Below are 12,776 nucleotides of genomic sequence, written 5' to 3' on the forward strand. Positions count from 1 at the left end.
GGTCCTGAGGATCACGTCATCAAGAGCGAACACACGGTGAACGGTCCGGAATATGGGCTGGTCAAGCTCACGCCCCAGGTCGTCGATATCGTCAGAGAATACGGCCCTGGGGCCATCGCCGGCTCGTTCCCGGACAATCGGCCGCCGCCGTCCATTAAATTTGGTATTGGCGACGTAGTCGCGGTCTCGATCTTCGAGGCGGCGGCGGGCGGTCTGTTCATTCCGGCCGAGGCCGGCGTCCGACCGGGTAACTTCGTTTCGCTACCCAATCAGAACGTGGATTCGGCGGGTTTCATCACGGTTCCCTATGCCGGTGCGATCAAGGCGGACGGGCGCACGCCGAGCGAAATTCAGCAGGATATCGTTAAGGCGATCGGCAACCGCGCCATCGAACCACAGGTCGTGGTCTCGCTGATCACCCAGAATACCTCGCTCATCAGCGTCTTGGGCGAGGTCAATTCTCCCACGCGTTTGACCGCCAATGCGGCCGGCGAGCGCGTCCTGGACGTCATCTCCCGCGCGGGTGGTCCGAAGGGACAGGGCTGGGAAACCTGGGTGACGCTCGAGCGCAAAGGAAAGCGGGCGACCGTTCCGTTCGGCGCGCTGGTTTACCAGCCGAGCAACAACGTCTGGGTCCACCCCGGCGACACGATCTATGTTTACCGCGAACCGCAGGTCTTCCTGGCCTTCGGCGCATCGGGCGCGCAAGGCCAGTTCCCGTTCGACATGTGGACGATCAACATGGCGCAGGCGATGGCCAAGGCCGGCGGCCTGCTCGATGGCCAAGCTGAGCCGAGCGGCGTTTACGTGTACCGCCGCGAGCCGCGGGAGCTCGCGGAGCGGCTGGGCGTGGATTGCTCCAAGTACGTCGGGCCCACGGTGCCGATCGTCTACAACGCGGATTTCAGGGATCCGGCCGCCTACTTCCTCGCGACCAAGTTTGTCATGCGGGACAAGGACGTCTTGTTCGCGGCCAATGCGGCAACGGTTGATACGGCCAAATTCCTGCAGTTCGTGCGTGTCGTGATCGCGACCGCCAACGATACGATCGTGACCGCGAACAACGCACAGATCCTCAGGATTACTTCAAGACAATAGTGAACTCCTCGCCACGCACCATGTACGTGGCGAGTTGGCGCGCCTGGCCTTTCACGTGTTGCCGCGGGTGATCCAGAGGGCTCCGCGGACCTCGTCGAGAAACGTTTCGCGAGGTGGCCCAGTCGAACGTTGCCTCGGCTGGCGCGGGACCGTGCTCAATGCTTGCTCGGTATCCCGGCCGCCGCTTCCAATCGACGAACATCCAGGCGCGTAACGATCACATGCGTCCGTGAGGTTCCATCGAAGCTTGCGAAATAGAATCGTCCTTCAGGATCCCAGGCATCGTATCCCGTATGAGCGTTCAGGTGCTTAAGGGAGGGGTCCAGGTCGGCGAAATTACACAGGGTTCTGGTGGTCGCTTTGTGCAGCTCAAACGCGAACAGAGCGCCTTCCTTGCCATCTGATTGAAAACTTGTGCCGATGTAAGCCGTGTTTCCATCAGGCGCGACATTGAACAACCAAACATAGGCTCGTTGTTGAAGGTCGAGCTGCCCAAGATACGACCAGGTCGGACCGTCGTCGTCGAACCTGTAAACGTGCCCCTTGTCGTCCGAGAAGAAGCACCGCTTTTTGTCATCGAGGCATTGCCCCATCTCGAGAGCCTGGTTGATCTGAAGCGGCCAGTCCTTGCGCTCGCCGAAACCGGTTTCGGGATCGTAGTAGAAGATGTGTGCGAAAACTGAGGGGCTGTCCGTGTTACTTGCCGTGAAATAGAGGCGGCCGCGGCTATCGACCCACATCACCCGACCCGAATAGACGAAATGCTGGTCATAAGTAGGGGGCCTGCCCAAGCGGGTTGTTCGGCCGCTGGAGACGTCGTAGCGGAATATTTCGCCGGTGGGTACGCCTGCGGCATAGATCACGTTTCGCCGAGGATCAGAGGCAAGCGTTACAACGTTGCCGTGGTCGACGGCTGTGCCAGATGGTTCTGACGCGCTCAAATCGTCAAACCTGTTCTGCGCTGGATCATATGCGTACCAGTGAAAACCTCGCTCGTTGAGGTACCCGTCGTCGAGAGTTGAGCGGTTCATGGTGGCAACATAGATCTTGCCGTTGTGCCAGAGTGGACGCGTGTGGAATTTCTGGGCTGTCTCGCCGGGCAACCAGTTATGGGCTGCTTCCGATGCAGAACGGGCATCTCCCACAAGGCGGAGCACTCCAGATTGCCAGTTGAGCTGGTAGAGGGCCGAGTTCGTCTGATGGTCCATCCCGCCTACGTAAATATCGCCATTTGGTGATGAGCCGGTCGCATGCCAGCTCTGAGTAGGCCTCAGTCCGTTCGGCGTGTCCGGCAACGTCCAGAGCCAAACTCCGTCCAATGCGCCTCGCCGCCCCGTGCTCTCGTTTGTTCCCGGCACGGAGGACTTTTGGCCGTAACCAGGAGAAACGAAGCTGAATAAGATTATCGCGAGGAGCGACACAAAAGATAACCTACACATCGGAACTCCCGCTGTATCCCGTTGCCTCAAAGCGCATGGCTTTGTGCAGGCTCTTGCGATTGGCATCCAACGTCTCCCCGCGAGGTAGAGGAATCGATCACCTTTCCACGGCAATCTGATGTTAGCGGCTGGTTCCGAGCACGTAATTTCCAGCTGCGCAACGTCGATTGATCCCAATGCAGACAACAGACGGAAACGGCGGCCTCTCAACGCCAAGGTCGAAATTCCGGGGTTTCCACACCAGGAATCTGGACGGTTAAGCCTTCAGATCGCAAAGCGCGTTCCAGCTGCGAGCGGAAGTCTATCCGCACGGCGGAAAGACCTGCAACCAACTCGTCTCGATTTCTCCAGCCTGCCGACCGAAGTATCCTCACTGCGTCTCGAATGAGGCCCGTCCGCACAATGGAAACAAATTCTTTCCGGGCGCTCTCCTGCAAGTCAGACGGAAGTACGTCATAAATCGCAAGCACGTAGGGGCTGCGAAGTGCGATCCAGCCTTCGTACGGAGCGAGCTTGTAAGACATGCGCAATTCATCGAGATGGTCGCTTATCTGGCCGCCCTGATTCAGGGCGCTCCAATATTCGATGAACCATAAGAGGCCGTCAGTCGGGACGCAGTTCAACGCTCGCCTCACCGAGGCGCGGAGAGAACTCAGGCGCTCATTGGCGAGGCGCGTATCGAGTGAATCCACCGCCATTTCATAGAGGCGAAGGCGGATGATGGTCGCGGCCCGAATCTCGCGAGGGCTACAGATTGCGCGGGTTTCGGCGGTGGACAATGCCGCTTCGGAGACAGGATTGCGCTTGAACGCGGTGCCCGAGAGAATCGCGTTGGCGATGCTGTCGAGCTGCACTTCCTGCGTGGGGTTACGAAGAAAGAAGGCAGCCCAGCCGGCTGAAAAGAGCGCGATCAATACGAGGATTGACTTACCAACGGTACTGACCATTGGCTTACAAGCTAATCCACATACCCGTATCGTGAGTAGTATCGGTTGCGGTAGTAGCCTCCGCTATGCGTATCGTAACGGCTCATGGCGGCGAGGTTCACCTTGTTGAGAACCGCGCCCATCAGGCGCTCACGAACCATCGGCGTTTCTCGGATCACGCGCTCGACGATGTCGACCTTCGATTTTGCCCATTCAATGACCAAAATGTACGAGTCGGCCAACGTACCCGTTGCGCGTACGTCAATAACCGGCGCCAATGGGCTGAGGTCCAGGATGATGCGGTCATACTGCTCGCGCAGATCCTGAAAGAACTTCTGCATTTGCGCGGACGCCAGCAGGTCGCTGGAGTTCGAGAACCGTGAGGTCACCACGCAAGGCAGGAAGTGCAAATTGGTCTGCGGATCGACCCAAAGCGCATCCTTTAGGGCGACCTTCCCGAACACGACGTCGATGAGACCAACGTCTGCCGAACGACCGAGGCGGTGGGTCAGACTTGGATTACGAATGTCGCCATCGATGAGAAGGGTGCGCAGTCCGCCCTGCGCCGTGGTTTGTGCCAGCGCCTCGCTCACCGTCGATTTCCCTTCGTTGGGAAGAGCCGAGGTGATCGCGACGACCTTGTGAGGGGCGCCATAGTTACTTAGGTCGGTCGCCAATTTGATCGAACGAAGCGCTTCGGCGAACCGCGAAAATGGCGAATTGATCGCGAAGCGGCCAATGCTGTTGTCGATCGTCAGCTGCCGGTCGTCTGGGCGGGCCAAGTGAGCCGGTCCCGCCTCCATGGCGCGGCTCATCTGGCCGGCGGCAACGGTCGAACGAGAGTCCGGCCGCGAACTCGGCCTCCATCCGCTGGGGAACGGCAACCATGCTTTGAGGCGGCTTAGTGCGCTCTTTGGGGCCTCGTCTGCTCCGAAACTAACGATCGGAACAGAGGCGAGACAGTTGGTCTGCAGGAGCTTTTCGACCTGATGGACGGTCCTGAAGACGCGGTCGACCATCTCAAGGAAGATCGCGACCAAACCTGCAAGGATGCAGCCGCCAACAATGCCCGCCAAAAGAACCAGAACCGTCTTCGGCGCGGTCTTTGGTGACGACAGCTCCGCAGCCTGGGTGATAACCCTTGCCTCCGTGATCGGGAAGGATTGCTGCTGCACTGAGACCATATAGAGTTGCAAGAAATTATCGGATAGCGCGCGTGCACTCTGGGCGTTGCTTTCGAGATCCTTGAGTACGATTTGCGCTTGGCTGGTATCATTCGATAAGGCGATTGTATCGTTAAGGCTCTTCTGGCTCGCCTCCTCGCGAGCGTTAGCGATCGCCAGGTCGCTCTTGTAGGCCTCAGCAGTGCGACGAAGCTCGTCCAGAATAGAACGCCGGATCTCGCGCATCTGATTGCGCAGATTTACCACCGCGAGATGGGTCGGGCCGTACCGATTGGACCAGTCCGACGCCTTGGCTGCGTAATCAAGATAGGTCTGGCGTAGCTTTGTAATGACCGGATTGGCCATAGTATCGTTGACGGTTGCCAGATCAGTCAAAATGACCTGAGAGTCGCTCTCGTCCGCATTGAGGATTGAGGTGATGCGCTTCAGCTTGGCCTCGGCTTCCGCACGCTTTGCACGCGCCTCGGTCAGGCCGCTATTGATCTCTGCGAGTTGCTGCTCTGTCAGCAGGCGGCCGCCTGCGTCTATTATGTTGTTCTTTGCCTTATAGTCGACCACGGAGCGCTCGGCTGTTGAGGCTTGAGCGCGGAGCTCCTTTAATCGGTCCTGCAACCAGACCGCGGCACGGCGGGAGGCCTGATATTTCGATTCAAGAGTATCCGTAATGTAATTCTCAGCTATGGCATTTGCGATCCGCGCTGCCAATTCGCGGGACGTCGATTGGTAAGCTATTTCGATGACGTAGCTCAAACCGACACGTTTGATCGTGAGACCACCTTGCACGCGCCCGATGGCGCCTCGCATCAACTCAAGATCGGAAGGCTTCTGATCAGGAAAGAAATCGAAGAGCTGGGTCACGCTACTCAACAGGCCGTCGTCAGCGCGCATAAACTCCGGAGAATCCAAAAGATGGAGGTCCTTGATGACCGCCGAGGCGATCGTCTCGGACTTCAGGACTTCGACCTGACTGTCGACCATTGCGGAGTCGATGGGGTTGTCGCCCGTCCCCGGTGCCCCCTGAGTCTGAAGCCCCTGCATCTTCCGACTGTCGATCATCAAGACGGCGGTGCCGGTATAGCGCTTAGTGGCGGACAGCAGATAGCTGCCTGCCATGCCTAGGCAAACCAGCATCGTGAGGATCATCACCGGATACTGCCTGCTGATCAGGCCAATGGCGCCGGCAACAGTCTGCTCCAGAGACGGCTGTTCAGAGCCCTGGATCTGCGGTGAGGAAGAGGATGGAATTCTTGTCTGAAGCATCCGGCCCGTCTAACTGAACTGGTTGCGCGGCGGCTATTCAAATCACAGCGATCATCCGCACGCCGACAAACCGGATGTCCAAATCAACAACGCCTCAGCCTCAAACTAAAGCATCAGCACGAGCCGGAGACGGTGCAGACGATGGTCGTTGTTGTGGTCGATCCGCCTGCCGAGCTCGCGCTACCCACGCTTGAACTGAAATAGTTCGTCGGGTTGTTCGACACGCTGTTCGCGGCGAAGGTCTGGAATGAGGAAGATCCAAAGAAGGTACCGGTTGTCGCGCTGGTCTGACCGCCGACGCCTCCGGAAGATCCGGTGGCGGCGCCTGAAAGAGCTACGCTTCGGGTGGGATCATTACCCGTAAGGGCTGCATATTGCGCGTTGGCGTCAGGTGAGCCCGTCGCGCCAAGGTCGCCCTGAATCTCCAAGGAAAACGTCAGATCGGTCGTTTTGCATACATTGGCGGCTTTCCCGAGACCTGTGCCAATTGCCTTTTGAAGCGCCGAGGTGGAAGGTCCTTTGTTGGTCAGGTCCTTCAAGATGGTGAGGATTGCGGGGAGCGCCTGAGGGTAGGAAGCAACGAACGTTTGTACGTCAGCAGCAACTTGCTCGGGGCTGCGAGGTCCATTTGGCCCCTCTAACAAGGAGGCAGGGGTCGTCGCGAAAGCGGCCGCCTTCTGAGCGGTATCAGGATCGTTAACACAAGCGGCGAAGCTAGCGGTCGATAGGCAAACGGCGAGGGCCCAGGCTGCCGCTGAAAGCATCAGCTTCGACGATAATAGGCGTCCGGATGTCCTCATGGATTCAAACCTCTTCCAACGTCCAATACGATGTTTTTAATAGAAAATTAGGTCAATGTACAGCCGCCAACGTAGCGGCGGACGGGCTTAGGTTAACGTGTGTTAACGTCCTTTAGCGGAGAACGATTGGGCCATTCCCATGCCCAAAATGGGGCCGATTGCGAGGGCAAAGCCAGGGATCTGCAGCGGAAAATCGACCTGCGAATGGCCAACGGCCAAGACGCCAATCCAAAAGGCGCTGGTTGGCAGTATCGCATCACGGTTGCGACCTAGCATTCCTCGGCCCAGGATCGCCAACATGGCGACCCACCCCATGCCTACCACGAGCGTGAACGGAAGCCCCATTTCGGCGGCTAGCTCAAGACTGGTGTTGTGTGCCTGCTCCCAGACGCCGTACGACGGAATATCGCCGCTCCGGTAGGATGGAAACACCCACCGGAACGTACCCAAACCTGAGCCAAGCCAGGGATAGGTCTTAATAATCTCAATGGTCGAGGCGTAGGTTTCCCAGCGAGCCACATCGAAGAAGCCTTGGATGCCAAATCGCTGATTAACGCGCGGAGCGAAAATCGAAACTGCAACTAACACGAATGAAACAGCGCCAACCGGAACGATCCAGAGAAGCCGCCGCCTTTGCAGCTTTCTCCGGAAGTGAGTTCCGACGGCTCCAGCTAAGCACAACAACGCAAGCACAGAGCCGGCGCGCGATCCCGTGAGCATGGTGGTGGTGAGCATCACAAAACAGGCCAGCAAATAGAAAATCTTCCGCGGCGACGCGGCGTGCAGGCGAGATCTGACCAGCTCCCACCACAGAATGGGCGCCTCGTTGGAGCGATCTCCGCTGAAGCGTGTCGCGAAAAGCACCCACCCTAATGTCACCGCTCCAAAATAGGATGCTGCAACGTTCGGATTTGTGAATGTCCCTGTCAGCGAACTTAGATAGTTGTACTTCTGGTGCCACAGAAAATAGTTCGGCCAGAGCACGAGCGCGACAAGCCCATAGATCGCGTAAGCCAAGCCCGAACCTAGGAAACAGATCAAAAGCATCTGTGCAGCGAACCGGTATCGGCCGACAAGATAGCCACACAGGATAGATAAGAAGAACGCGATCTGCGGTCCGGCAGAGAAAAAGGCTTGGTTGCGGGCTACGGAAACGGAGCCGTCCGGCTGTTCTGCCAGGATGGCTGAGGTCCGATCCCAAATTGCAGCGGTCAAGTGTCGGGACGCCAGAGCTGTCCAGCCCAATTGCTCACTTATGACCACAATCCAAGCCAGTGAGATCGCCGTGAAGCCACATAGAAAAGCGAAGTCCCGAGGCCCGAGCGGTCGTAGCGCGGCGAGGAAGAGAACCGCCGAAAGCAGAGACACCCAAACGGCCACGATACGCATATCCATGGAGCCGAAGGGAAGTGGCGCCAAGGCAATCAATACGCACAAGCCGGATATGGCCAAGAGCACAGAATAGGCCGGCCGTCCTGTGCCAGGAGCGCTTACTGCTTCGCTTGTAAGGCGAACATCGACTCTAGTATTGACCAGGGTGCCTCGACCGGGATCAAGACGCTCCATCAATCGAAGTCCTTCAGCCTCGATTCCCGCTTCCACTCGGCCAGAGAGCTCTCCAGATCATAAGAGAACCTAAACCCGCTGGCGACAAGACGCTTGGGCAGGATGTTCGTAGAAAACCACAATTTTCGTACTCGATCCCGATTGATGCCGGTCTTCATACCGACGGTCTGCAGGGCCTCAAATGGAAGCGCCGCCATATTCATTAGCCAGATCGGAATGACAAACTGCGGCTGGTGATAGCCTGCCACGCGCGAAAACGCCGAGCAGATCTCGCTGATCGTATATCTGTGCTCGAAGCTGAAATTGTAGATGGAGGTGCCTTCATTGCGGGCTGACATGAAGATCATCGATGTTACGAGATCCCTCACGTAGCCGCACGATTTGATCGTGTCCGTTCGGCCAGGATAGATAAAGGCTCGTCGTTCCATCATTCTCGACAGGCGTGTAAAGTTTCCTCGCTCGTAAGGACCGTAAATCACGGCGGGACGAACGATGGTAAGCTTTCGGTCCGCAGCCTCCGATTGCCAGAGCAAGTGTATCTTTTCGGCCGCGAGCTTGGAGCGTCCGTAAGCGCTCACAGGGGCTGGCTTGGCCTCCTCGTCGAGCGCGGCTTCGCTTGGTCCATAGATCGAAATCGAGCTTGTAAAGACCAGGTTCTTGCTTTCCGTCGCATTTGCAAATCTGCAAACATTCACAGCCCCCAAGACGTTCGTGTAGTAATAATCGCCGTCTGGATGTCCAGGCGTTACGTGAACCGCAGCCAGATTGAAGATGTCGGCTGGACTTCCGTTGGCGATATTCGGATCAATCGATTCGCGGACATCGTGACATAGATATTCGACTCCAGCGATAGTCGCTCTCGGCGGCCCAATGTCCACCGAGACGACCCGCTCATACTTTCGAGAAGCCACGAGATCAGCTGCGAGGTGAGTTCCGACGAAGCCCGCGCCGCCGAAAATAATGACTTGGGTAGGACTGGACATCGATCAGGGCTCTACTCGGCTCAGGTTGGTTGCCTCATTACGATAAGCCTCTTTCAGGATATCGTAATTGATTGCACGGGTTAAATCGACCGGCTGCTGGATTGCGTGGCGCTGCAAGAGTTCTGATTGCAGAGCGCGAATTCGTATTGAATCCATTTCGCCAAATCTTGCCCCGAAAGGGCGCAAGAGGCTGCGTTGTGAATCCATGAGGCGAGAGACCAATGGGGTCGGCAATGCGCCTGCAGAACTCGCAATAATGGGAATTGTCCGGCTGAGGTCCGCGTAGGCTGCGCTCCAACCGCCGGCGATCGCAGTCAAAAATTTCTCAAGTGTGTTTGTCCGGGCGAGGGTTCGCTCCTGAGCGAAGAAGACCGGCCCTGGGATGTGAACTCCGAAGGCATCCGGACGAAGTATCTTATATTCAATGTTCGGGCGCTCCAACTCCATGCCATCGACATCACGGCGACCAAGAAGCACATCTATCTTTCGATCCACGAGATCCTGCAGCGGCGTATTGCTTTCCACCAAGAGAAGCTTGCTTTGGGCCAAAGAATTCCTGCTGACAAACTCGTTGAGAATCGCCGTGAATTCGGTAGTGGGCTTGTATCCAATCCGCTTGCCTTCCAGGTCAAGCGGCGTCAGCAGCTTGGTCTGCGGCAGCGCATAGAACTCTGCGGGGTTCACGGCATAAAATCCGGCGAAGGCCACGATCGGGAGGCCTCCCGAGCGTGCTTTCAAGAATCCCGCAGTCGAGGCGATACCTATCGTGTTTTCGTCGGCCATCACCGCGGCTATCGCATCATCGTCGTCTAAGCCCGCCGCCAAGCGAACGCGCAGACCTGCTTGCGCAAATAGGCCGTCGGAGGCCGCAATGATCATCCCGGCGGCTGAAACCGATAACGGCGTGCTCAGCTTGACCGTGTACTCGCCAAAACTGGTTTTGGGCTTTGGCCCCTGGCTTCGGATTGGTTTCGGGCCGAAGAGGACATAGGCTATTGTGCAAGCAACGAATAGTCCGGCGAGGAGGCGCAAGCCATGGTGAGATTTGCGGGCTTTTCGCTGGGCTCTTGTCATGGCGGGGCGCTAATAAACTATTCTGGGTACCAATAATTTATGCGGGCGAACGCATGCGAGGCGGTTAGGCAGGAAGTTGCGCGAACGAAAGGAGGCCGGAGCGCCTACGGTAGCTCATGAAACTCATAACGAAAATAGGTCGAGCCTGACGCGATCCCTAGTGTCCTCTGTAGCCTCTGATAACCCGCCAAGGGCACGATGATGCAGTCGGAGCTTTTAATATAGCAAACTTGGACTCGGATAGATTGGCCGCAGATGTTTTCGACCAGCACGATCTGGTCGATGATTTTCGGGTTGACGGTCTGTGGACGAGCTGAAGGGTGTACAGAGATGCAGAGCCTGCCGTCGGGGGTCTTGTGCGCTGCATTTGGCAGGAACGGATTGGCGGGCCGAGCGGATCCGCCGGACAGGGGGGCTAAGGGCTTTCCATACCCGGAGACTTGAGCATGAACGGGTGGAATCCAAATGGGCACAATGACCATCAGGCTGCAAACAAGGCGGCCGATTCGAACGCTCTTCAGCGCGAGGGAGACGTGTGTCATTGCAATCCCCAAATGCTGCTAAGACCGATCAAGGAGCTCCTCGGTCTGCAATATCTCGATCAATCCAAAGCCCGCGACATGATGAAAGGAAACTTTCTGGCCGTCGAATAGCACTGCCGGAGTTGGTGGGCTGACCATTACGATATCGATGCCTGCGGCCTCCAGCTCACCAAGCGCGTCTTCAGCATTGGGGCATGTATAGCATAAGTGGTAAATCATCGACCCGGTTTTGCTGATGAGCTTGTCGATCGGGGAGGGACCGTCACCGGGCCAGATCACTTCGACATCCGGCATCGTTGGGTGGTGGCGCATCGCGAGATTGACCCGCTGGAGCGGGTCAAAGACCTGATTGCCAGCCGTATACCCAAGCAGCGCCAGAAAGCGAAATGCCTCTTCAGGAGAGGCGACCGCAAGGCCCAGATGATGAAAGGCAAAGTTGCCGAAATCGAGTGCGGGGGGGCTTACGGAATTTGACACTTCTCAATATCTCACGTCGTCTTCTTGCCGATCAATTCGACGAATTCCCCGACGTTCTTCAGGCTGCCGATTTCGGATGCTGAGAACTTTATTCCAAAAGCCTTAGAGACCGCGAGAACGAGACGGATGTGAGAGAGGCTATCCCAGCCGTCTACGTCATCGGCCGTCGTTTCAGGCTCGAGCCCAAGATCATCCTCATCGAAGACCTCACGAAATACCGTTGTAAGCTTAGAGTAGATTTGAGCCTGGTCCATCATCCTACCTCGTTTTCGCTCTCCGAATAGCTTCCCTGCTACTCACTGATGAGTTTCGGCCTTGGATTGATCGGAGCCGCGCAGAGAAACACGAGCCTGTTCGGGGCTTGTCCGGCACACGAGTGGATTCAATACATTTGCCAGTCGATCCGACCAAACGTCGGCCAAATGCCGCTTGGCATGAACTTCGTCGGAATAATCTTGCTCTTTACTCAGATCGCTCATCGACATGGAGACGAAATTCCGTTGCCCGTCGAATTGGCGGGAGATATCCGTGAACGCTTGCTCATAACTGCGCTGAAACGGGCTTGCGTCCCGATGCCAGGCCGGAATGGGAAGGTCAATCAGCACGATCCGTTCTCCCGAACGAAGCAACGTTTCAATGGTGTCCTTGAGCACTTCGACCTGACCGGGGGAAATTTCGTTCCTCTTTCCCATGGCTTCATTCCAATAGTCGAGAGCTTTCTTCTTGTTCGGCTCTGACATCCCGGCGGCCTCGCGTTCAGCCTCGTTACGCTGAGCGGACTTGTGACCGGTCAGCAGCAGATTGACGCCTGTTCTGGCTTCGCGGGCGATCTTCTCGATCACCAGAATGGGACGAATGGCCAAAACGCCAGCATCCAACCAGCTTGCAGGAAGGAGCGCGGCAGGGCCTTCCGGTGTGCGCCGATAAAATCCGTAGCGATACTTCTCAAGATCGATATCGGTCTCACCGCGATTGCGATCAGGGTCGGAATACTTCAGGTCTGAGTCGACGAACATTCCGAACCAAACGCCGATTACAAAGGTGTTCAAGGGCCGATCGGCTGGTCTTTGGACCTCGTGGACCAGGTCTATGATCTGTTTCGTTTCGGAGATGTTGGCGCCGCCAACGGCGAGATTGCTGACCTTCGCGCAGGCCAATTCTGACTGGATGGTCTTTTGTATGAAGCCAACTCCGGTGTTTGATGCGCCCACCAGAATAGCCTTTTCACCCGGGCTGTTGAGAACGCTCCGTCCCAGGAACACGTACTTGGGAACGGTCATATAGAGCGTCTGCTCGGCATTCTGAAAATCGCGCTGCCCGTCGCTTTCGGCGTCGGGAAACATGAGGAAAGAAAGCGCGCCGAGCATGGCGTAAAGAAAGGCGAATGACACAAAGGTCAGCGCGGCCTGTCGGAGAATGTGTTTCAA

12 protein-coding genes are annotated in these 12,776 nt (G+C 57.0%); 1 reads left to right on the forward strand and 11 read right to left on the reverse strand.

Annotated features, from left to right (window positions below; all coding sequences use genetic code 11):
* Positions 1–36 precede the first annotated feature (36 nt).
* Positions 37–1,098: a polysaccharide biosynthesis/export family protein gene (locus Q3C01_RS34765; RefSeq protein ID WP_458149776.1), complete on the forward strand. Its 1,062-nt coding sequence runs from the start codon at positions 37–39 to the stop codon at positions 1,096–1,098.
* Positions 1,099–1,253: 155 nt separating this feature from the next.
* On the opposite strand, the gene Q3C01_RS34770 is transcribed toward Q3C01_RS34765, so the two are convergent.
* The 11 genes from Q3C01_RS34770 to Q3C01_RS34820 all read right to left on the reverse strand — a co-directional run bounded on the left by Q3C01_RS34770 (position 1,254) and on the right by Q3C01_RS34820 (position 12,776).
* Positions 1,254–2,306: an NHL repeat-containing protein gene (locus Q3C01_RS34770; protein ID WP_458149777.1), complete on the reverse strand. Its 1,053-nt coding sequence runs from the start codon at positions 2,304–2,306 to the stop codon at positions 1,254–1,256.
* A gap of 437 nt (positions 2,307–2,743) precedes the next feature.
* Positions 2,744–3,484, reverse strand: coding sequence for a hypothetical protein (locus Q3C01_RS34775; protein ID WP_458149778.1), 741 nt, complete (start codon positions 3,482–3,484; stop codon positions 2,744–2,746).
* A gap of 11 nt (positions 3,485–3,495) precedes the next feature.
* The gene (locus Q3C01_RS34780) at positions 3,496–5,907 is read right to left on the reverse strand and encodes a polysaccharide biosynthesis tyrosine autokinase (protein ID WP_458149779.1); all 2,412 of its coding nucleotides are present in this window, start codon (positions 5,905–5,907) and stop codon (positions 3,496–3,498) included.
* 113 nt (positions 5,908–6,020) lie between these two features.
* Positions 6,021–6,707 carry a hypothetical protein gene (locus tag Q3C01_RS34785; protein ID WP_458149780.1) on the reverse strand — a complete coding sequence of 229 codons (687 nt, stop codon included), beginning with the start codon at positions 6,705–6,707 and terminating at the stop codon, positions 6,021–6,023.
* 102 nt (positions 6,708–6,809) lie between these two features.
* Positions 6,810–8,273 (reverse strand): O-antigen ligase family protein, encoded by a 1,464-nt coding sequence (locus tag Q3C01_RS34790; protein WP_458149781.1) that lies wholly within the window; start codon positions 8,271–8,273, stop codon positions 6,810–6,812.
* The gene (locus Q3C01_RS34795; RefSeq protein WP_458149782.1) at positions 8,273–9,256 is read right to left on the reverse strand and encodes an NAD-dependent epimerase/dehydratase family protein; all 984 of its coding nucleotides are present in this window, start codon (positions 9,254–9,256) and stop codon (positions 8,273–8,275) included. The genes Q3C01_RS34790 and Q3C01_RS34795 overlap by 1 nt, the downstream gene beginning before the upstream one ends.
* Before the next feature lie 3 nt (positions 9,257–9,259).
* The gene (locus Q3C01_RS34800; protein ID WP_458149783.1) at positions 9,260–10,330 is read right to left on the reverse strand and encodes an ABC transporter substrate-binding protein; all 1,071 of its coding nucleotides are present in this window, start codon (positions 10,328–10,330) and stop codon (positions 9,260–9,262) included.
* 104 nt (positions 10,331–10,434) lie between these two features.
* Positions 10,435–10,872: a hypothetical protein gene (locus Q3C01_RS34805; protein WP_458149784.1), complete on the reverse strand. Its 438-nt coding sequence runs from the start codon at positions 10,870–10,872 to the stop codon at positions 10,435–10,437.
* Between the two features lie 18 nt (positions 10,873–10,890).
* Positions 10,891–11,349: a VOC family protein gene (locus Q3C01_RS34810; protein WP_458149785.1), complete on the reverse strand. Its 459-nt coding sequence runs from the start codon at positions 11,347–11,349 to the stop codon at positions 10,891–10,893.
* An 11-nt stretch (positions 11,350–11,360) separates the two neighbouring features.
* Positions 11,361–11,606, reverse strand: a complete 246-nt coding sequence (locus tag Q3C01_RS34815; protein ID WP_458149786.1) for an acyl carrier protein — start codon at positions 11,604–11,606, stop codon at positions 11,361–11,363.
* A gap of 39 nt (positions 11,607–11,645) precedes the next feature.
* Positions 11,646–12,776, reverse strand: a complete 1,131-nt coding sequence (locus Q3C01_RS34820; RefSeq protein WP_458149787.1) for a hypothetical protein — start codon at positions 12,774–12,776, stop codon at positions 11,646–11,648.

This window comes from Bradyrhizobium sp. UFLA05-109, assembly GCF_054185165.1.